At 32.4% G+C, this 21798-nt stretch carries 14 protein-coding genes; 7 read left to right on the plus strand and 7 right to left on the minus strand.

Translation table 11 applies throughout. From position 1 onward, the window contains the following. Nucleotides 1–2: 2 nt before the first annotated feature. From AX016_RS15205 to AX016_RS15215, 3 genes are read right to left on the minus strand one after another with little or no spacing between them, the layout of a single operon-like run. Complete coding sequence (locus tag AX016_RS15205; RefSeq protein WP_100896427.1) at nt 3–1031, minus strand: SusE domain-containing protein; 1029 nt, start codon at nt 1029–1031, stop codon at nt 3–5. Nucleotides 1032–1045: 14 nt separating this feature from the next. Then, on the minus strand, nt 1046–2647 hold the full coding sequence (locus tag AX016_RS15210) for a RagB/SusD family nutrient uptake outer membrane protein (RefSeq protein WP_100896428.1): 1602 nt from the start codon (nt 2645–2647) through the stop codon (nt 1046–1048). A gap of 10 nt (nt 2648–2657) precedes the next feature. Further along, nucleotides 2658–5603: a SusC/RagA family TonB-linked outer membrane protein gene (locus tag AX016_RS15215; RefSeq protein WP_100896429.1), complete on the minus strand. Its 2946-nt coding sequence runs from the start codon at nt 5601–5603 to the stop codon at nt 2658–2660. Between the two features lie 265 nt (nt 5604–5868). On the opposite strand from AX016_RS15215, the gene AX016_RS15220 reads away from it, so the two are divergent. The 6 genes from AX016_RS15220 to AX016_RS15245 all read left to right on the plus strand — a co-directional run bounded on the left by AX016_RS15220 (nt 5869) and on the right by AX016_RS15245 (nt 14811). Then, nucleotides 5869–6906, plus strand: coding sequence for a LacI family DNA-binding transcriptional regulator (locus AX016_RS15220; RefSeq protein WP_100896430.1), 1038 nt, complete (start codon nt 5869–5871; stop codon nt 6904–6906). A gap of 135 nt (nt 6907–7041) precedes the next feature. Then, the gene (locus AX016_RS15225) at nt 7042–8418 is read left to right on the plus strand and encodes an MFS transporter (protein ID WP_100896431.1); all 1377 of its coding nucleotides are present in this window, start codon (nt 7042–7044) and stop codon (nt 8416–8418) included. Nucleotide 8419: 1 nt separating this feature from the next. Next, entirely contained in the window at nt 8420–9076 is a 657-nt protein-coding gene (gene pgmB / locus AX016_RS15230) for a beta-phosphoglucomutase (RefSeq protein ID WP_100896432.1), read from the plus strand. Nucleotides 9077–9135: 59 nt separating this feature from the next. Beyond that, a complete protein-coding gene (locus AX016_RS15235) occupies nt 9136–11439 on the plus strand; it encodes a glycoside hydrolase family 65 protein (RefSeq protein WP_100896433.1) in 2304 nt (767 codons plus the stop codon). 14 nt (nt 11440–11453) lie between these two features. Beyond that, the gene (locus AX016_RS15240) at nt 11454–13376 is read left to right on the plus strand and encodes a glycoside hydrolase family 13 protein (RefSeq protein ID WP_100896434.1); all 1923 of its coding nucleotides are present in this window, start codon (nt 11454–11456) and stop codon (nt 13374–13376) included. 1 nt (nt 13377) lies between these two features. Next, complete coding sequence (locus AX016_RS15245) at nt 13378–14811, plus strand: alpha-amylase family glycosyl hydrolase (RefSeq protein ID WP_100896435.1); 1434 nt, start codon at nt 13378–13380, stop codon at nt 14809–14811. 68 nt (nt 14812–14879) lie between these two features. Here the strand turns inward: AX016_RS15245 and AX016_RS15250 are convergent, their stop codons facing one another. The 4 genes from AX016_RS15250 to AX016_RS15265 are packed head-to-tail and all read right to left on the minus strand — an operon-like array spanning nt 14880 to nt 20473. Further along, complete coding sequence (locus AX016_RS15250; RefSeq protein ID WP_100896436.1) at nt 14880–16427, minus strand: acyl-CoA carboxylase subunit beta; 1548 nt, start codon at nt 16425–16427, stop codon at nt 14880–14882. 1 nt (nt 16428) lies between these two features. Then, the gene (gene accC / locus AX016_RS15255) at nt 16429–17907 is read right to left on the minus strand and encodes an acetyl-CoA carboxylase biotin carboxylase subunit (protein WP_100896437.1); all 1479 of its coding nucleotides are present in this window, start codon (nt 17905–17907) and stop codon (nt 16429–16431) included. A gap of 2 nt (nt 17908–17909) precedes the next feature. Further along, entirely contained in the window at nt 17910–18389 is a 480-nt protein-coding gene (locus AX016_RS15260) for an acetyl-CoA carboxylase biotin carboxyl carrier protein subunit (RefSeq protein WP_100896438.1), read from the minus strand. 47 nt (nt 18390–18436) lie between these two features. After that, nucleotides 18437–20473: an HD family phosphohydrolase gene (locus AX016_RS15265; protein ID WP_100896882.1), complete on the minus strand. Its 2037-nt coding sequence runs from the start codon at nt 20471–20473 to the stop codon at nt 18437–18439. A 132-nt stretch (nt 20474–20605) separates the two neighbouring features. Here AX016_RS15265 and AX016_RS15270 point away from each other — a divergent pair, with 132 nt between their 5' ends. After that, nucleotides 20606–21781, plus strand: a complete 1176-nt coding sequence (locus AX016_RS15270; RefSeq protein WP_100896439.1) for an acetyl-CoA C-acyltransferase — start codon at nt 20606–20608, stop codon at nt 21779–21781. Nucleotides 21782–21798: the final 17 nt, after the last annotated feature.

Here is a 21798-nt window from a genome sequence, read left to right on the forward strand (position 1 = left end):
CTCTATTTTATGCTATATTCTAAAGTTACTGGGTTAAAAGTTATACTATAATCTCCTGCAGATACTGCAATGTTGTTTTCAGATTCCGTATCTAAAATTCCGTCTAACTCTAGATCTCCAAAGTTTACTTTCCAATCATTATTTTTCCTTATTTTTATTTCACCATCAACTAAGGTAACCTCAGCTACCCAGTTGTCAAACAAAGGATTGTAAGTAAAAGGCATATCTGGACCATCCCATCCATTTGTTGTTGCACTACCTACAACTCCCCATGAATACAACTCTATAGAGTAGGTTAAATCATTCTCGTTAAAAACGATTTTATATGTACCAGCTGTAACGACTATATTTGATCCATCTGCCTCTAAAACACCATCAGATCCACCATAATTTGTATCCCAAGCATTGTCTGCTCTAATCTTTATTTCACCATCTGTTAATGTTACATAAGCAACAAAAGTACCTGCGTCCAAAGATTTATCTGTAGTCTGATAAAATGGCATATCTGGACCATTCCAACCATTTATTGTAGCATCACCCACTAATCCCCATTTAGAGCTTAAATCTAACTCTGCAGCGTACGGTGTTATGCTTAACGTACTAACGTCAGAGAACATACTGGTATCAGAAGATAAAATAGTTTCTATTTTTACTTGAATTTCTGTAGCTACACCCGGCTCAGCTCCCAAGTTTATTAAAATCTGATTTACTTCTTCTGTCTTAAAAGTAAAAGTTGTATTTTCTTCAATACTTTTAACCTCTGCACCACTAAAATCACCTCCTACTAAATCAAATAAAAGTTGGTAACTTTTTCCTGAGGCAACTCCTAATTCTGGTTCATTAAAATTAATAGTTAAAGCATCTGCCTCTTTATCGTCTTTATCTAACACTAATGTAGTAGTAGAAAAATTTGCAACTCCTGTAGATGCTGTTGATGATATTTGTGCCAAGTCTGAGTCATCATCACAAGATGTAAACAGTGCAAGACTCAAACAAAGAATCCATATATTTTTTAATATTATTTTCATCATTTTAAGTTTTTAGGTTAGTATCCAGGTGTTGGTACAAGGTTTGGATTTGCATTTAACTCTGCACTTGGCATTGGATACAAATCTCTAAAACTTTCTGAGGTTCTACCTGCCGGAATTCCTCCTTTAAACGGCCAAACACCTACATCTGAAAATTGTCCAAAACGAATTAAATCTGTTCTTCTATGGTTTTCCCAATATAACTCTCTTGATCTTTCATTTAGAATAAAATCTAAGGTTAAATCGCTTGCTGTAATGTTACCACTAGTATCACCATAAGCTCTTTCTCTTAACAAGTTTACATAGTTAACAGCATTTGTAACATCACCACCTGCACCTCTAACATAAAGCTCTGCATACATTAAGTAAGCATCTGCTAAGCGAAAAACAGGAAAATTAACATCTACATTATTACCAGAAGCATCTGACCCTTGTACACCATTAATATCTACATTACGATATTTAGTTACAGCATATCCTTCTGTAAAATCAAACGGGTTAGTAATTTCTAAAGACTGACCATCTGTATAAAACATTGCTCTAGAATCTGTATCGCCAGAAATATCATCAAACTTTTCTACAAGACCTTTAGTACTTCTAAGACCTCCCCAGCCACCATTGACTCCAAATTCTGCAGGATCCATTGTGCCGCCAATTGCCGCATGAACTAGATAAGTTGTACCTCCAAATGCTGCATTTGTAATACCATCAAATAAGAATGGATAAATAATTTCATTCTCGGCTCCGTTTCTGTCATTGTCGGCTAAAAACAAATAGTTATAATTTGGAACTAAAGAATAAGCGTTGCTGTTAATAATTTTACTAGTAAAATCTAAAGCTTCTACATTCATTGCAGTACCCGTATACACTTCTGCATTTTGGTATAATTTAGCTAGTAACATCCAAGCAAAAGCTTTATCTGCTCTACCATATTCATTTTGGCGAGGTTCTGGCAATCTTGTTTCTATGTCTAACAACTCAGCTTCTACAAATTCAAACACCTCTTTACGTGTAGCTTGTGTAGGTAAAAAAGCTCCAACAGGATCGTTTTCATCTACTAATGGGATATTACCATACATATCTATACCGTGCCAATAACTAAAAGCTCTTAAAAAACGAACTTCATCTCTATATCCGCTTATTTCACTTTTTAAAGAAGCATCAACATTACCACGACCATCTAATACACTTTCTTCTGTTTCTCTTAAAAACTGATTAGCCAATCCTATTTGAAAATAAATTCTTGCATACATTGCTGTTACAAAAATATCTGAAGAAGTCCATACGTGGTTATTAATATTATGTATGGTCTGATCATTCCATGCAATAATTGCTTCTTCTGTAGACAATTCCTGAATAGTAAATAACATTCTTAAATAGTTAGAAAAGTTACCGTCTATACCAGAAATATCATCAAAATTACCACTAGTGTCTTGTCCTCTTAAAGAAAAACCTCCATATATTTTAGCCATAAACTGTTTATATGCAGCAGTATCACTAAATGTATTACTAGATGTTTGCGATGTAAGAGGCTCTAAATCTAATTCGCTTTCACACGAAGAAAAAATAAAAGCAAAAACAATGGCAAACGCTCCTAATTTTAATTTTATATTTTTCATACTGTTATCTTTAAAATTTTAAGTTTAATCCTAACAAGAAAGTTCTTGGTCTAGGGTAAAAATTATTATCTATACCACCACTAATCTCTGGATCTATACCATCATAATTAGTAATTGTAAACACATTTTGTACAGTAGTTTGTAATCTTAAACTAACTTTATCATCTTTAAATGCATTCTTAAAATTGTAACCAAGCGTTACGTTGTCCATTTTTAAGAAAGAAGCATCTTGAATATAGTAATCTGACAATAATTGGTTGTTTTTAAAACCTGTATCTAAAATAGAAGTACTTACGTTTCTGTTAGAGCTTAATGAATTTAAACCAAACTCGTTACCCGTAGAAGAAGCAACGTTGTTATAGGCGTAATTACCTATACTAGCTCTCATTGTAAAGTTTAAATCCCAATTTTTATAATTTGTATAAGAAGAAAAGCCTAGTAAATAATCTGCAGAAGGGTTTTCTTTAACATATAAATCTCCTGTATCTGATGAACCACCAGAAACACCATCACCATCCCTATCTACATATACACCTTCTAATGGTTTACCATCTGCATCATAAACTTGTTGGTATACAAGAAAAGAACTTTGTGCAGAACCTACTTGGTGTATTTGCACAGTGTTACCTACTCCTCCAGATATACCTCCTGTAGCTACGCCTATAAAACTAGGATCATCAACAGTGTTTAATTTTGTTATTTTATTAGTTAAATAAGATAAATTAAAACCAAGGTTCCAATTAAAATCTTCTCTGTGAAAAATATCAGAGTTTATAGAAAATTCAAAACCACTATTCTCTAAATCTCCAATATTTGTAATTAATTGGTTTGTAAGATTAGATCCAGAAGGTATAGGTATTTGGTTTAAAATATCATTACTTTCTCTTGTATAATACTCTATACTACCATTAATTCTATTATTAAAAAAACCATAGTCTAAACCAATATTGTATGTTTTAGATTCTTCCCACTTTATATTAGCATCATAACCTGCTGGTCTTATAGTATTGTAAAAAGTATCTCCTAATTGATATTGCTGATTATCTGTACTAACTTGGTAAACTGGAAGGTATCCAAAATCCTGATTAATTTCTTGTTGTCCTGTTTCTCCGTAACCAATACGTAATTTTAAATTAGATACAGTTTCAGAATCTTTTAAAAAGTTTTCTTCAGATATGTTCCAAGCAAAAGCTGCTGCAGAGAAATTACCCCATCTGTTATCTCCACTAAATCTAGAAGAACCGTCTGTTCTATAACTTAGCGTTAATAAATATTTACTATCATATGAATATCGTAATCGAGATACATAAGACTCAATTGCATTGTGCGTAGCAAAAAAAGTAGAATTTTCTGTACCTGATATCAAAGGATTGTTTGCATAGTTTTCTCTATAAAATTTTTGAAAAGTATGACCTACTGTTAATTCAAAAGTACTTTTAATACTTTCTACCTCTTTCTTATAATTAACAAAAAAGTCTGCTAAAGTACTTCTACGCAAGCTACCGTAGCTACCAGTAATACTTTGTGCATTTTGTGCTGAAGCTGAGTTAGGGTCTGTACTTGTTTTACCATATCTCTCGTTATAATCAAAACCAAGAGTAACATTAAAGTTAAGTCCGTCTAAAAAAGGAGCATAATAATCTAATTTAATATTACCTATTGCTCTTTTTGTTTCCGCTTCATTTGATGACTGATTAATTAACCCTAGTGGGTTTCTAGGAGCTAAGTTATTTATACTTCCATCATTATTTAACCACTCATAATAACCTCCATAATTGTTATTACCACTATATATTGGTTGTGTAGGATCAAACTGTAAAGCTGCCCCTATTACACCTCCGTTAACAAAATCATCATTGGTTATAGATCCATTTAGGTTTACGTTAATTTTTAAGTCATTATCAAATAAGTTCTGACGAAAATTTAAAGAACCAGAAGTACGCTCAAACTTAGAAGTTTTTACAAGTCCTTCTTGAGTTGTGTATCCAATAGACCCTCTGATCGCAGAACTTTCAAAACCTTTTGAAATTGTTAAGTTAGCATCTGTACCATAAGCTTCTTGAAAAATTTGATCTTGCCAATCTGTATCTGCATTTCCTAATAAAGGAACAGCTAAAGCTTCGTTTTGACTACCAATTAGCACATTTCTGTACTGACTAGCGTTAAGTACATCTAATTTTTTTTGAACTGTACCAACAGAACCATTTGTATTTACCTCTACTTTTAAAGGAGCATTTAATTTACCACTTTTAGTAGTTATTAAAATTACCCCTGCAGAAGCTCTAGAACCATATATTGCTGTAGAAGACGCATCTTTTAAAACAACAAAACTTTCTATATCATTTGGGTTAATTGAGTTTAAAGCAGAAACAGAACTTCCGCCTGTTGTACCTTGATCTACAGGAACACCATCTATAACAACAAGTGGACTATTATTAGCTGATAATGAAGAATTACCTCTAATAGTTATAGTTGCTCCTTGTCCTGGCTGGCCTCCTGGTGCAACTACGCTAACACCTGCAGTCTTACCTGTAATTAATTGCTCTGGTGAAGTAATTGCTCCAGAGTTAAATTCATCTGTACTCACTTTTTCAATAGATCCAGTAGCATCTTTTACGGTTGTAGTACCGTAACCTATAACTACTACTTCGTCTAAAGCTTCTGTAGATTCTGTCATTTCTACATTTAAAGTACTAGAAGTAACTTTCACTTCTTTAGGATTATAACCAATAGAAGTAAATAAAAGTACATCACCCATATTTACATTCTTAATTTCGTACAATCCATCAAAATCTGAAATAGATCCATTAGTTGTTCCTTTTACAACAACATTTACTCCTAATAATGGAGACTTTGTAACGTTGTCTGTAATTTTTCCTGATACTGTTTGTTGTGCAAAAAACAGTAAGGGAAAAAGAAGAAACACTCCTAAAAAGATATTCTTTAGTTTATTCATAAAGTTAGTTTGAGTTAATAATTTGATTAAAACTTAACACATTTTTATATTTCGCTTTGTGAAAGTATATGCTTAACTTTAATTTAACAAATCTGAAGAGTTACGCAACGGGTTGCATGTTAACAACTTTATCAAAAAGTGTGTTTTTATGGTGAAAAATTAGTCCAATTTTAATAGATTGTTATTTATTTGCTATAAAAAATTAAGTATTATCAATTTAGAGTTAATACTTAGTTGATGTTCACAAACGTTGTATCTTTATACTATGAAAGCCAAAATTACCATAAAAGACATTGCAAAAGAACTTGGTGTGTCTTCTTCTACTGTCTCTAGAGCCTTAAAAAACAGTCCAGAAATTAGCGAAGAAACTCGTAAAAAGGTAAAAGCTTTTGCAGACCTATACCATTACAAACCAAATATGCTAGCGCAAAAACTACGCAATAATAAAACAATGGTTATAGGTGTAATTATTCCTGAAATTGTACATCACTTTTTTTCTAGAGTTATTAGCGGAATTGAAAAAATAGCTAACGGTAGAGATTACAATGTTATGATATGTTTATCTAACGAGTCTTACGAAAAAGAAAAGTTAAACATACAAATGATGGCTAACGGAAGTGTAGATGGTTTACTTGTTTCTATAGCCAAGGAAACCCTAGAAAAGGGAGACTTTGAACACTTTAATGAGTTAAAAGATTATAATATTCCTTTGGTTTTATTTGACAGAATATCTGATGATATTACTTGTGATAAAGTTATTGTAGATGATATTGGTGGTGGTTACAAAGCAACAAAACACTTACTAAATGTAGGATGTAAAAATATTGCTATTTTGTCTACACCAGACCACGTAAATGTTGGAGCATTACGCACAATTGGTTACAAGAGAGCCTTAGAAGAAAAAGGAATTACCATTAATGAAGATCTTATTTTTAAAGTTAATGATAACTCTAGTATTACAGAGCAAATAAGTGCATTTATGCATAATTCTACTTTAAATTATGATGGTGTTGTTGCTGTAAATGAAATATATGCTGCCAACGTTATTAAAATTGCCAAAGAAAAAGATTTACAAATACCTAATGAGCTTTGTGTTGTTGGCTTTACAGATGGATTAATATCCTCTTTTTCAACACCTTCTCTATCTACAATAGACCAGCATGGTATAACCATTGGTGAACATGCGGCTGAGTTATTATTGGATCGTATTCAAAATAAAGACATAAATAAAGAATACCAACGAAAGGTTATTTCTACAGATTTAATCATTAGAAAATCATCAGAAAAAAATACAGTTTTGTAATCTGTATCAAAAATTTTATATCTTTACCGCATCAAAATATTAAACTTAACACTTAATATTTTTATACTTCGCACCGTATACACGCCATACAGACACTAATCTTGGCGCTGTATTTTTATATTTAATATTTACATTATGGAAAAACAGAAACTTGGTTTCTGGCAGATCTGGAACATGAGTTTCGGGTTTCTGGGAATTCAATTTGGATTTGCCTTACAAGGAGGTTTTATGTCCAGAATTTTTCAGACGCTAGGTGCAGAAAAAGATGATATACCTCTTTTATGGATTGCTGCTCCCTTAACGGGACTGGTTGTACAACCAATTATTGGTTATTTAAGCGATAGGACTTGGAGTGCTCGTTGGGGAAGAAGAAAACCTTACTTTTTAATTGGTGCTATACTTAGTTCCCTTGCTTTATTTTTAGTACCACACTCACCTGTTCTATGGGTTGCTGCTGGTTTTTTATGGATTTTAGATGCATCTATAAATGTATCTATGGAGCCATTTAGAGCTTTGGTAGCAGATAAATTACCAGATTCACAACGTTCTTATGGGTTTGTTATACAAACTTTAATTATTGGTATTGGCACCTGGGTAGCTAGTAACCTACCTTGGATGGTTTCTAAACTTGGTGTTAGTGATGCTGCTCCGTCTGGAGTTGTCCCTATGTCTGTTAAAGTAGCTTTTGCTATTGGCGCTGTAGTGTTTTTAATAAGCATACTGTATACCATTTTTACAACCTCTGAGTATCCACCAGAGGATATGGAAGAGTTTAAAAAAGAGAAAGCTAAAAAAAATCAGTTTATTCCAGATATCCTAAACAATATCGGAAATATGCCTTCTACTATGAAAAAATTAGGAGTTATTCAGTTTTTTAGCTGGTTTGCCTTTTTTACAATGTGGAGTATGGCCAATCCTGCCTTAACAGAGCACGTATTTAATTCTCCTGCTCCTATAGAGGCTAATTATAATATGGAAATAGCTTCTGATGTAGAAGCTTTTAATATAACAAACGAAGCGTTTCAGAAATCATCAAACTTAGTAGGTTCTTACATGGGAACTTACGGTTTATCATCTATGGCATTTGCTTTAATTCTAGTCTTATACACTTCAAGAAAAAGAATTAACAGAAAAATGGTACATATGTTTTCTTTAATTATTGGAGGTGCAGGTTTTATACTAATGTATTTTATTCCGTCTCCAGAGTACTTAACAGTTTGCTTTGTACTTATTGGTTTTGCTTGGGGTAGTATTTTATCTATGCCATATGCAATGCTTTCTAGTGCTGTAGATCCAAAAAGAATGGGAGTTTTTATGGGCATTTTTAATATGTTCATTGTAATACCACAAATTATTGCGGCTATTGGCGGCATAAATATTATATCAAACTTATTAGGAGAAGAAGCTATAAATGCAATGATTGTTGCTGGTATCAGCTTGATTATTGCAGGATTATGCAACTTCTTAATTACCGAAAAAAGTGCAATTTCTTATCAAACAATAGAAGAATAAAATGAAAAGAAAAGGATTCATATTTGACCTAGATGGCGTTATTGTAGATACTGCCAAATACCATTTTTTAGCTTGGCAAAAACTAGCTAATTCTATTGGTGTTGAATTTACTCATGAACAAAATGAGCAATTAAAAGGTGTTAGTAGAGTAAAATCTTTAGAAAAAATACTTAACTGGGGTAATATTACTCTAGAAAACGAAGAGTTTATTGGCTTAATGGCTAAAAAAAATGAAGATTATTTACAACATATAGAAAAAATGGATGCTTCTGAAATTTTACCAGATGTACCAAGAATTCTAGAGTTATTAGAAACACAAAACCAAGGCATTGCTTTAGGTTCTGCAAGTAAAAATGCAGAAGTAATACTACAAAAAGTAAGCTTAATACAAAAATTTAGTGCCATTATAGATGGTAATGGTGTTACTAAAGGCAAACCAGATCCTGAGGTATTTTTAAAAGCTGCAAATGCACTATCTATTGCCCCTGAAGATTGTATTGTTTTTGAAGATGCAACAGCTGGTATAGATGCTGCTAATGCCGCAAATATGATTAGTATTGGTATTGGAGATGCATCAATATTAAGCAAGGCTGACTATGTTTTTAAAGATTTTACAGAAATCTCATCAGACTTTATACAAGAATTAATAAAAAAATAAATGTAGATAATAGCTTACTCAAAAAGTAACATCTGCAAGAATCAATAGCATAAGAAATTATGAATCAAGATTATATTATACCAAACAACTGGTCTATCATAGAAGAAGGTTTTAACACAGACAGAGTTAAATCTTCAGAAAGCTTGTTTAGCATTGGAAACGGTGCAATGGGACAAAGAGCTAATTTTGAAGAACACTACTCTGGACCTACTTTTCAAGGTAGTTACATAGCTGGTGTTTATTACCCAGATAAAACTAAAGTTGGTTGGTGGAAAAAAGGATACCCTGAGTATTTTGCTAAAGTATTAAATGCTCCTAATTGGATTGGTATTAACGTGCAAGTTAATGGCGAAAACCTGGATTTATTTACGTGTAAAGTAGATAATTTTAAAAGAGAATTAAATATGCAAGAAGGTTGGCTGTCTAGAACTTTTACAGCTACTCTAAAAAATAACGTAATTGTTTCTGTAAAAACAAAACGTTTTTTAAGCTTAACATTAGATGAAGTTGGTGCTATTGACTATACCATTACTCCTATAAACGTAGATGCTACAATAACATTTAGTCCTTATTTAGATGCAGGTATTACCAATGAAGACACTAACTGGGATGATAAGTTTTGGGAAATAACAAACATAAATTCTATAGACAACAAAGCATTTATAGAGGCACATACTTTAAAAACAGAGTTTAACACCTGTACTTTTATGGAGTCCGAATGTTTTTTGAATGATAAAAAAGCAGGTATTGTTCCTATAGTTGAAAAAATAAAAAACAAAATAACATATAGCTACACTGCAGATGTAGATGCAAACTCTACTTTTTCTATACATAAATTTGCAGGGTATACAGTAGATAGGAATCACGCTAAAGAAAACTTAATTTCTGCAGCTACAGAAGCATTAAACAAAGCTACTAAAACAGGTTTTACTGCATTATTGCAATCACAAAAAGATGCTTGGGCTACTATTTGGGAAACATCAGACATAACAATAGATGGCGATGTAAAAGCGCAACAAGGTATTCGTTTTAATATTTTTCAGTTAAACCAAACATACTTAGGTACAGATGCACAACTAAATATTGGACCTAAAGGTTTTACCGGCGAAAAATATGGTGGTAGTACGTACTGGGATACAGAAGCTTATTGTTTGCCATTTTATATGGCTACTAAAGACCAAAATGTTGGTCGCAATTTATTAGCATACAGGTACAATCACTTAGAAAAAGCTATTGAAAATGCAGAAAAATTAGATTTTTCTAACGGAGCTGCCTTGTACCCAATGGTAACTATGAATGGCGAAGAGTGCCATAATGAATGGGAAATTACCTTTGAGGAAATACACAGAAACGGAGCCATTGCTTTTGCTATTTATAATTATTATAGGTATACAGGAGACTACAGCTATATTCCAGAGAAAGGATTAGAGGTGCTTATTGGTATTGCTCGTTTTTGGCACCAAAGAGCTACTTTTTCTACCAAGCAAAATAAATATGTTATTCTTGGTGTTACTGGTCCTAATGAGTACGAAAATAACATAAACAATAACTGGTATACCAACTATATGGCACAATGGTGTATTAATTACACCGCAGAAACTATAGCTACTGTTAAAGAGAAATACACTACAGATTATGAACGTGTTATGTCTAAAGTTAATTTAACTTCTGATGAAATTAAAAAGTGGAAAGACGTAGCAGATAATATGTATTTCCCTTTTTCTGAAGAGCATAATGTATTTTTACAACAAGACGGATTTTTAGATAAAGAATTAACTCCTGTTTCTGATTTGGATACTGCTTTTAGACCTATAAATCAGAAATGGTCTTGGGACAGAATTTTACGCTCGCCATACATTAAACAAGCAGATACTCTACAAGGTTTTTACTTATTTGAAGACAACTTTACAAATGAAGAAATAGAGCGTCATTTTGATTTTTATGAGCCTTTTACAGTGCACGAAAGTTCACTCTCTCCTTGTGTACATAGTATTTTAGCTGCAAAGTTAAACCGTATGGACCAAGCATATAGCTTTTATTTAAGAACATCAAGATTAGATTTAGATGATTATAATAAAGAGGTAGAAGAAGGCTTACATATTACATCTATGGCTGGTACTTGGATGAGTATTATTGAAGGCTTTGGTGGTATGCGCGTACGTAACCACAAACTATCTTTTAGCCCTAAAATACCTAAAGAATGGGAAGGCTATTCTTTTAAAGTTAATTTTAGAAACCATACAATTAAAGTAAGTGTAACTCAGTCTAAAAATATTTTTGAGCTATTAAAAGGAGAAGAGCTTACGATACTTGTAAATGGCAACTCTATTACTATTAAACAGAATAATTTAATTACTGCTTAAATATTATTTTAGCTATGAAAAAAGGATTTTTAAGTGTTTTTGTATTAGTTTTTGCTCTTTTTGTTTCTTGTTCTCCTAAAAAAGAACAGAAACAAGAAGTAGCGCCTATTACAATTTCTAATGATATAGAGCGCATAGAACCACCAAATTGGTGGGTAGGTTTTAAAAACAATAATTTACAATTGCTTGTTAAAGATCCAAATATTACAGAAGCTACTGCTACTATTTCTAAAACAGGTATTTCTATAAAAAAAGTAACTAAAGGTGATAGTCCTAACTATTTGTTTGTTGATTTAGAAATTGATGAATCAGTAACCGCAGGCAAATTCAACATTACTTTTACTACTAAAGATGGTGCTAAAAAAGTTGAGACATATGAACTTAAAGAACGAAATAAAAAAGCTGATGATTACTTAGGTTTTTCTAGCGCTGATGCTGTTTACTTAATTACCCCAGACCGTTTTGCAAATGCTGATACTAGTAATGATATAGACAGCACCTTAAATGAAAAAGCAATAGACCGTACTAACGATTATGCCAGACACGGAGGAGATATTAAAGGCATTACAAATAATTTAGATTATATAGATAAATTAGGTTTTACCGCTATATGGCCAAGTCCGCTTTTAACAAATAATATGTATAATGCATCTTACCATGGCTATGCTATTACAGATTTTTATGGTGTAGATCCTAGATTTGGTACTCTGGAAGAGTATAAAGAGCTTGCTGTAAAAGCAAATAAAAAAGGTATTAAAATTATTATGGACCAAGTGGCTAATCATTGCGGATTAGAACATTGGTGGATGAAAGATTTACCTTTTAAGGATTGGGTTAACTACCAGGATGAGTTTACAAACAACAAACCTGTAGAAATATCTAACCATAAAAGAACCAGTAACCAAGATATTTATGCATCTAAAACAGATAATAAAATAATGACTCACGGTTGGTTTGGTAACCATATGCCCGATTTAAATCAGCGTAATCCTTTTTTAGCAACATATATAATTCAAAATAGTATCTGGTGGATAGAGACTTTAGAATTAGGAGGTATACGCCAAGATACATACCCTTATCCAGATAAATATTTTATGGCAAATTGGGCCGGCTCTATTATGGCAGAATATCCTAACTTTTCTATTGTTGGTGAAGAGTGGAGTTACAATCCTTTACTAATTGCTTATTGGCAAAAAGATAATAAAAATAAAGATGAATACCAGTCTAACCTTACCTCTACTATGGATTTTGCCATGCAACAAAACATTGTAGATGCCTTAAACCAAGATGAAACTTGGGGTACAGGACTAGTAAAAGCATATGAAGGGTTAGCTAATGATTTTGCGTACCAATCTCCTAAAGATATTATGGTGTTTTTAGACAATCATGATATGGACAGAGTGTTTACTCAACTTAATGAAAATGTAGAAAATACAAAAATGGCAATAGCCTACACAGCTTTGTTACCACGTATTCCTCAGTTTTATTACGGTACAGAAATTTTAATGCAAAACACGGCTAAACCAGGAGATCACGGTTTAATACGTACAGATTTCCCAGGAGGATGGAACACTGACACTACAAATGCATTTACAGGAGAAGGCTTAACTACCAATCAAAAAGAAATGCAAAACTATATGAGTACACTATTAAATTTCAGAAAAAATAGTGAGACTATTCATAATGGCAAAACTATACATTTTGCTCCTGAAAATGGCGTTTATGTATTATTTAGAATTTTAAATGATGACGTAGTTACCATCATCCTAAATAAAAATGAAGATCCACACCAACTAGATCTTTCTAGGTTTAAAGAGGTTGGTTTAGAGGGTAAAAAAGTAACTAATATTATAACAAACAAATCTTTTAATTGGAAAGAAAATTTACTATTACCAACCAAAGGAGCTACAATACTAACAACAAAAATTAATAAATAAAATGAAAAAAGTAATTGCAATTTTATCCTTATTTACAGTAGTATTATCCTGTAAAGAAGAAGTAAAAAAAGAAGAAAAAGTAGTTGCAGAAAAAGAACCAATTGCCGTAACACAAGTTATGGAAGATGGAGTTATTTATGAAGCAAACATTCGTCAATACTCACCAGAAGGAACTTTTAATGCTTTTTCTAAGGATATTCCTGTACTAAAAAAATTAGGCGTTAAAGTTATTTGGGTAATGCCAATTAATCCTATTTCTAAAATAAAGCGTAAAGCTACTGGAGAAAAATTTACAAGTGAAATTGAAAATGAAGAAGAACGTAAAAAATACTTGGGAAGCTACTACTCTGTATCAGACTATAAAGCAATAAATCCAGAATTTGGTACGTTTGATGACTTTAAAAATATGGTAACTACTGCACACGATAATGGTATTTTAGTTATTGTAGATTGGGTACCAAACCATACAGGTTGGGATCATCCTTGGATTAAAGATCATCCAGAATATTATACTCAAAACGAGCAAGGAGAAATTATAGATCCTATAAACCCAGAAACAGGAGAATCTTGGGGATGGACAGATGTTGCTGATTTAAATTACGATAATAAAGATATGCGTAAGGAAATGATTAGTGATATGAAATTTTGGGTAGAAAAAGCAGATATCGATGGTTACCGAATGGATGTTGCACACAAAGTCCCTGTTGATTTTTTTAATACTGCTATAAAAGAAATGAAAACTGTAAAACCTGTTTTTATGCTGGCGGAAGCAGAACAACCAGATTTGCTACAAAATGGTTTTGATATGCAATATGGTTGGGAAGTTCACCATATTTTTAATGAAATAGCTAAAGGAGAAGCTTCTGTTTCTGAGTTTGATACTTATATGGTTAAACTAGATACTATTTTAGAAGCAGATGATATTAATATGAACTTTGTTACCAACCACGATGAAAACTCTTGGAACGGTACTTTATTAGAAAGAATGCCTAATAACAAAGAAGTATTTACAGCATTAACTTATGTTATGCCTGGTATGCCATTAATTTATTCTGGTCAAGAGTATGATATGGAACATAGATTACGCTTTTTTGAAAAAGATACAATTCCTAAAACTAAAGGAAAGTACTTTACTTTATTAGAAAAACTAGGAGCTCTAAAAAATACAAATGCGGCTTTAAATGGTGGTAAAAAAGCGGCTAATTATACCAGAGTAAATACATCTAATAACGAGGCTATTTTAGCTTTTAAAAGAGAAAAAGATGAAGAAACTGTTTATTTTATTGCTAACTTAAGTGATAATGAAGAGAAAGTAACAATAGCTTTAAACGGCGATTTTACCGACTACATCTCTAACAACACTTTTGCCATTGAAGAAAACACAGATTTAAAATTAGCTCCTTGGGAGTATCATATTTTAATTGCTAAAAAATAGAAAACACACTTATAAAAAAAGCGCCAATTTTAATTTAAAATTGGCGCTTTTACTTTTTAAAATATAATCTACAACGGAATATTACCGTGTTTACGCTTAGGCACATTTACAACTTTATCCTCTAACATTGCCATAGCTTTTATAAGTTTTTTACGGGTATCTTTTGGCAAAATAACCTCATCTATAAAACCTCTTTGAGCAGCACTGTAGGGATTAGCAAATGCATCTGCATACTCTTGTTCTTTTTCTGCTAATTTGGCTGCAGAATCTTCTGCCGCTTGTATTTCTTTTCTAAAAATAATTTCACTAGCTCCCTTAGCTCCCATTACTGCTATTTCTGCTCCAGGCCAAGCATAGTTCATATCTGCACCAATGTGTTTAGAATTCATAACATCATAAGCTCCACCATAAGCTTTACGTGTAATTACGGTTACTTTTGGCACTGTAGCTTCACTTAAAGCATATAACAATTTGGCTCCGTTTGTAATAATACCATTCCATTCTTGATCTGTTCCTGGTAAAAAACCTGGTACATCTACCAATACAAGTAGAGGAATATTAAAACAGTCACAAAAACGTGTAAAACGAGCTCCTTTCTTAGAACTTTCTACATCTAAAACTCCTGCTAAACTCATTGGTTGGTTGGCAACAATACCAATACTCCTACCCGCTAAACGAGCAAAACCAACAACTAAATTATCTGCGTAATCTTTATGTATTTCAAAAAACGAATCTTCATCAATAATTCCGTTTATAACAGTACGCATATCATAAGGCTGATTTGCGTTTTCAGGAACCATAGTTTCTAATTCCTCTCTAATTTCATCACCCAAAGTATAAGGTAATTTAGCTGGTTTATCCTCACAATTTTGAGGCATATAGCTAATCATTTCTTTAATTTGGTTAATACATTCTATGTCATTGGCTGCAGTAACGTGTGTTACTCCAGATTTAGTAGCGTGTGTTTTTGCACCTCCTAATTCCTCTGAGGTTACCTCCTCATTTGTTACTGTTTTTACAACATTAGGACCAGTTACAAACATATAGCTAGAGTTTTCTACCATTAAAGTAAAATCTGTCATAGCTGGCGAGTAAACAGCACCACCTGCACAAGGTCCCATAATTGCAGAAATCTGAGGTATAACACCAGAAGACATCACGTTTTTATGAAAAATATCTGCATAACCACCTAAAGAACGTACACCTTCTTGTATTCTTGCTCCTCCACTATCATTTAATCCAATTACAGGTACGCCAATTTTCATAGCCATATCCATAATTTTACATATTTTTTCTGCGTGGGTTTCAGATAATGCACCTCCAAAAACAGTAAAATCTTGTGCAAAAACACAAACTTGTCTTCCGTTTATTGTTCCGTAACCAGTTACAACACCATCACCATAAAACTGTTGTTTATCCATTCCAAAGTCAGACGTTCTATGGGTTACTAAAATTCCCATTTCTTCAAAAGAACCTTCATCTAACAAAAAATGAATACGCTCACGAGCAGTTAATTTACCTTTAGCGTGCTGTTTTTCTATACGTGCTTTACCACCGCCTAATTTAGCTAAATCTATTTTAGACTGTAATATATTTTCTTTGCTTTGCTCTCCCATTTTACTTTGTATTTCTGTTAGTTCTCCAATTGGAAGTTTCTTGTTCTGGTGTTTTTACTATTTTAGTATACTCGTTAAATAAGTGTACGCCAAATAAGGCTGCCACTTTATGTTCTGGTAAACGAGCTGCTATTAACTTATCTGCAGAATAGTATTTTTTAACAAAATGTGTATCAAAATCTCCAGATAAAAATGCAGGATGCTCACAAACAAACTTTCCAAAAGACAGTGTTGTAGATGCTCCTTCAATTTTATAATCTTCAATAGCAGTAAGCATTAATTGTATTGCTTCTTCTCTGGTATCTCCGTAGGTTATTAATTTAGACAACATAGGATCATAATAAATAGGTATTTCCATACCTTCTTCAAAACCATCATCTAAACGTATGCCTTTACCTTTTGGTCTTTTGTAGGTTGATAACGTACCAATACTAGGCATAAAGTTATCCAAGGGATCTTCTGCATAAACCCTAACTTCTACAGCATGACCTTTTATTTTTAAATTGTTTTGTGTGATTTGCAATGTCTCATTTCTTGCAACTTTAATTTGTTGCTCTACCAAGTCTACACCTGTAATTAATTCTGTAACAGGATGCTCTACTTGTAAACGTGTATTCATTTCTAAAAAATAGAAATTTTTATCAGCATCTAATAAAAATTCAACTGTACCCACACCAACATAGTCACAGGCTTTTGCCACTTTTATAGCAGCATCTCCCATAGCTTCTCTAATTTCTGGAGTTAGTACAACAGAAGGCGCTTCTTCTACCACTTTTTGATGTCTACGTTGTATGCTACATTCGCGCTCATATAAATGAACCACATTACCGTGATTATCTGCTAAAACCTGAATTTCTATATGTCGTGGAGAAGCCACATATTTTTCAATAAAAACAGATCCGTCTCCAAAGGCAGCAACAGCTTCACTAATGGCACGTTTCATTTGCTCTGGCAACTCTTCAATATTTTCTACAACTCGCATACCTTTACCACCCCCACCAGCAGCAGCTTTAATAAGTATAGGAAAGCCTATTTCTTTTGCTATTTTGGTTGCCAAAGCTACATCTGTAATAGCTTCTTCAATACCAGGAACCATAGGAATATTATAATCTTTAACCGCTTCTTTTGCAGCTAACTTATTTCCCATAACTTCTATAGCGTGTGGCCTTGGACCAATAAATGTGATACCTGCTTTTTCTACTTTTTTAGCAAATTCAGCATTTTCACTTAAAAAACCATATCCTGGATGTATACCATCTGCCCCAGTATCCTGTGCAGCTTTTAAGACTTTTTCCATAACCAAGTAAGACTCAGAAGATGGTGCTGCTCCCAAGCATACCGCTTCATCTGCAAACTTTACGTGTGGTGCCTCCCTATCTACATCAGAAAAGACAGCAACAGTTTTTATTCCCATTTTTTTAGCAGAGCGCATTACTCGTAATGCAATTTCTCCTCTATTTGCAACTAGAATTTTTTTCATTTTTATGCGATCTCTATTAATAATTGTCCTTTTTCTACCGCATCATCCTTAGCAACATTTATTAACTTTACTACGCCATCACTAGGTGCCGTAATAATGTTTTCCATTTTCATTGCAGATAATACCAATACTTGCTCTCCTTCATTTATCTCTTGACCTTCAGCAACCAAAATATCTAAAATAAGCCCTGGCATAGGAGCATTAATATTCTTTTCTTTTTTAGTGTTAGATGTTAGTAACCCCATTTGTTTAACCATTTGGTCGTACTCATCTGCAATAGCAATAGTATATGTATTTCCGTTTACCTCTACGGTAAGCTCTTTTGCTAAATAATTTGCGTGCAATAATTTAGCACTATACTTTTTATTATCTTCTAAAATATGGAATTCCGATTCTGATTTTTTAACAATATCTAACTCAGAAATATCCTTACTATCTAAAGCTATTTCTTCATTATTTACTGAAACAACGTATGTTTTCATAATATAATAGTTTATAAAATTTAATGGTTAGTTAGAGTAACTTTTAATTACTCTGGATATTCTATTCTAAGGTGATAAATATTGGTAAGCTTTAACTTTAAGACCTTTTTAATTTCTACAATTTCTTTAAAGGTAATGTTTGCATTAGAGTATTGGTTGGCTCTCATTTGTCCGTCTATAATCTTATCTACAAACTCATCTATCATTAAAAAAGTAGGATTTTTTAAACTTTTAGATGCAGCTTCTACAGCATCTGCCATCATTAAAATTGCTGTTTCTTTAGAAAAAGGTAATGGACCAGGATATTTAAAATCGTCCTCATTTACATTTTCATCTATCTCAGATTGCTTTTTGTAAAAATAATACACTTTAGATGTTCCGTGGTGTACTCTAATAAAATCTATAACACGGTCTGGCAAATTATTTTTACGTGCTATTTCTATTCCGTCTAAAACGTGATTAATTATAATTTTTGCACTTTCTATTGGTGTGTGCTCGTTATGCGGATTTACATTAGTTACCTGATTCTCTGTAAAATAGGTAGGATTTTTCATTTTACCAATGTCGTGGTATAAAGCACCTACCCTAACCAACATTGCATTTGCTCCAATTTCTTGTGCTGCAGCCTCAGCTAAATTTGCTACTTGTAAAGAATGATGAAATGTACCTGGTGCTTTGTTAGACAGTTCTTTAAGCAACTTAGAGTTGGTATCTGATAGTTCTAGTAGAGACACATCAGAAACCAAACCAAATATTTTTTCATAAATGTAAATAAGCGGTTGCACAAAAAGTGTAATCATTCCGTTTAATAAAAATACTCCAAAAGTAATAGCGTACATATTATTTAAATTACCCTCGTGTATAATATGAAAAGCAAAATAACCTATAATATATATTAACGTAATTTGACCAACAGAAATAAATAAATTGGCTCTTTTATATAGTTGAGAAACTGTTAAAATGGTTACAATACCTGCCATTATCTGAAGAAAAATATACTCAAAACTATTAGGCACTACAAAGCCTAAAATAAGCAATGTAAGTACGTGTACAAAAAGTCCCAAACGGGCATCAAAAAAAGTTTTTAATATTAACGGTAAAATACAAAGTGGTACTACGTAAACATAGGCTTCATTATACTTTATAACCATAGTAGTTATAAAAACCATTAATAAAATATTGAAAAAGATAAAGGTTACCTTGGTGTTATTTTTAAATACAGATGTTCTATATTTTTTTAAAAAAAGTAATAACATAAGTAATACTAATGCTACCAAAATAGTGTAACCAGATACTATTACGTAATAATTATTTTCAGTCCAAAGCTCAGACTCAAACTCCTGTTTTAAAGAGTTTAATATTTTATAGTTTTCTGCCTCTACAACTTCTCCTTTTACAATAATTAGCTTACCCTCGTCTACGGTTCCTCTTGTTACAGAAATTTTAGCTAATTCTTCATTTAAAGATTTTTTAGAGATATTATCATTGTAAAACACATTAGGTTTAACAATATCAAAAAACAATTGTTTAAACTTTGTATTATACCCTGTTAACTGTTTTTCACGTAATACAGAAGTTATAATTTTATCTATATTTTGTATGCTTGTAATATCTTTAAAGCTTAATTCTTTAGCTTCATTATTACGTAGTAAAAAAAGCTTTTGGGCTTTAGACGTAACTTTATTCTTTTTTAAAATTCCGTTAGCATAAAGTGTACCTAATATTTCTTTACCAACAGTTTTTAAGTATCTTTTTTCTTCGGAATTAAAATCAGAATTTTTAAAAACCTTATCAAAATTAGTCGTGTAGTTTTTATAAACAGATGAAACTATGTCTTGATTGTAGCTGTAATAGTCTAGATGATTATTTGTAACCGTTTGCTTTTCCTTATCAATCTCAGATACATCTTTCTTTATTGAAAAATCAAACGGTGCGTATAAATTCTCGTACTGCCAAGGTTTTCCTTTTTGAAACTCATACTTAAACTTACCTCCTTTTGGAAAGAAAAATACAATTAAAAAGATAGTGCCAACATAAAGAAAGCACTTGTAAAGTAACGATTGATTTTTATATATTTTCTCCAAGATATTTTTTGTAGTTAAAGTAACTTTTTCCAAAAATAGAAAATTATGCGCTTAAAAAATGGTTTTGACAAAAGAACCCTGTTCTATGTGCATTAATTTATTAATTTTGCAACACCAAAAAATTTAGAATTTATGAAAGATGTTGTTATAGTTTCTATGGCAAGAACTCCAATTGGGAGTTTTTTAGGATCATTATCTAGTGTTGCTGCACCAAAATTAGGTGCAATTGCTATAAAAGGCGCTTTAGATAAAATAAAACTAGAGCCATCTCAGGTTCAAGAAGTTTTAATGGGTAATGTAGTACAAGCTGGTGTAGGGCAAGCTCCTGCAAGGCAAGCGGCTATTTATGCTGGTATACCTAACACAGTTCCTTGCACAACAATAAATAAAGTTTGTGCTTCTGGTATGAAAACTATAATGCAAGCTGCACAATCTATTGCTTTAGGTGATAATGATATTGTTGTTGCTGGTGGTATGGAAAATATGAGTATGGTACCACACTATGTACATTTAAGAAACGGACAAAAATTTGGACCAACATCATTAGTAGATGGTTTACAAAAAGATGGTTTAGTAGATGCGTATGACCAAAACGCTATGGGCGTTTGTGCAGATGCATGTGCTACAGAATATGAGTTTAGTAGAGAAGATCAAGATAATTTTGCAATACAGTCTTATAAGAGATCTGCAGCTGCATGGGAACAAGGTAAGTTTGCTAATGAAGTAGTACCTGTAGAAGTACCACAAAGAAGAGGCGAGCCTGTTATTGTTTCTGAAGACGAAGAATTTAAAAACGTTAAACTAGAAAAAATACCAGCATTAAGACCTGCTTTTACAAAAGAAGGTACTGTAACTGCTGCTAACGCATCTACTATTAATGACGGTGCTGCTGCTCTTGTACTTATGAGTGCAGATAAAGCAAAAGAATTAAACCTAACACCATTAGCTAAAATAAAAAGTTATGCAGATGCTGCACACGAACCAGAATGGTTTACAACAGCACCATCTAAAGCATTACCAAAAGCTTTAGGAAAAGCAGGTATAGAAATAGGAGACGTAGATTATTTTGAGTTTAACGAGGCTTTTTCTGTTGTTGGTTTAGCAAATATGAAAATATTAGGTTTAACAGATACTAATGTAAATGTAAATGGAGGCGCAGTATCTTTAGGACACCCACTTGGTTGCTCTGGAGCCAGAATTGTAATTACTTTACTAAGTGTATTAGAACAAAATAACGGAAAAATTGGAGCTGCTGCTATTTGTAATGGCGGTGGTGGTGCATCTGCAATTGTTTTAGAAAAAGCGTAATATAGCGGAATAGAACA

The organism is Cellulophaga sp. RHA19 (assembly GCF_002813425.1).
GTDB lineage: Bacteria > Bacteroidota > Bacteroidia > Flavobacteriales > Flavobacteriaceae > Cellulophaga.

Bases quoted from the DNA above. Each gene is read 5' to 3' on its own strand.
- AX016_RS15260 (WP_100896438.1), bottom strand. From the start codon at position 18,389: ATGAAAACATACGTTGTTTCAGTAAATAATGAAGAAATAGCTTTAGAT.
- AX016_RS15210 (WP_100896428.1), bottom strand. From the start codon at position 2,647: ATGAAAAATATAAAATTAAAATTAGGAGCGTTTGCCATTGTTTTTGCT.
- AX016_RS15205 (WP_100896427.1), bottom strand. From the start codon at position 1,031: ATGATGAAAATAATATTAAAAAATATATGGATTCTTTGTTTGAGTCTT.
- AX016_RS15235 (WP_100896433.1), top strand. From the start codon at position 9,136: ATGAATCAAGATTATATTATACCAAACAACTGGTCTATCATAGAAGAA.
- AX016_RS15250 (WP_100896436.1), bottom strand. From the start codon at position 16,427: ATGGGAGAGCAAAGCAAAGAAAATATATTACAGTCTAAAATAGATTTA.
- pgmB (WP_100896432.1), top strand. From the start codon at position 8,420: ATGAAAAGAAAAGGATTCATATTTGACCTAGATGGCGTTATTGTAGAT.
- AX016_RS15270 (WP_100896439.1), top strand. From the start codon at position 20,606: ATGAAAGATGTTGTTATAGTTTCTATGGCAAGAACTCCAATTGGGAGT.
- accC (WP_100896437.1), bottom strand. From the start codon at position 17,907: ATGAAAAAAATTCTAGTTGCAAATAGAGGAGAAATTGCATTACGAGTA.
- AX016_RS15215 (WP_100896429.1), bottom strand. From the start codon at position 5,603: ATGAATAAACTAAAGAATATCTTTTTAGGAGTGTTTCTTCTTTTTCCC.
- AX016_RS15245 (WP_100896435.1), top strand. From the start codon at position 13,378: ATGAAAAAAGTAATTGCAATTTTATCCTTATTTACAGTAGTATTATCC.
- AX016_RS15240 (WP_100896434.1), top strand. From the start codon at position 11,454: ATGAAAAAAGGATTTTTAAGTGTTTTTGTATTAGTTTTTGCTCTTTTT.
- AX016_RS15225 (WP_100896431.1), top strand. From the start codon at position 7,042: ATGGAAAAACAGAAACTTGGTTTCTGGCAGATCTGGAACATGAGTTTC.
- AX016_RS15220 (WP_100896430.1), top strand. From the start codon at position 5,869: ATGAAAGCCAAAATTACCATAAAAGACATTGCAAAAGAACTTGGTGTG.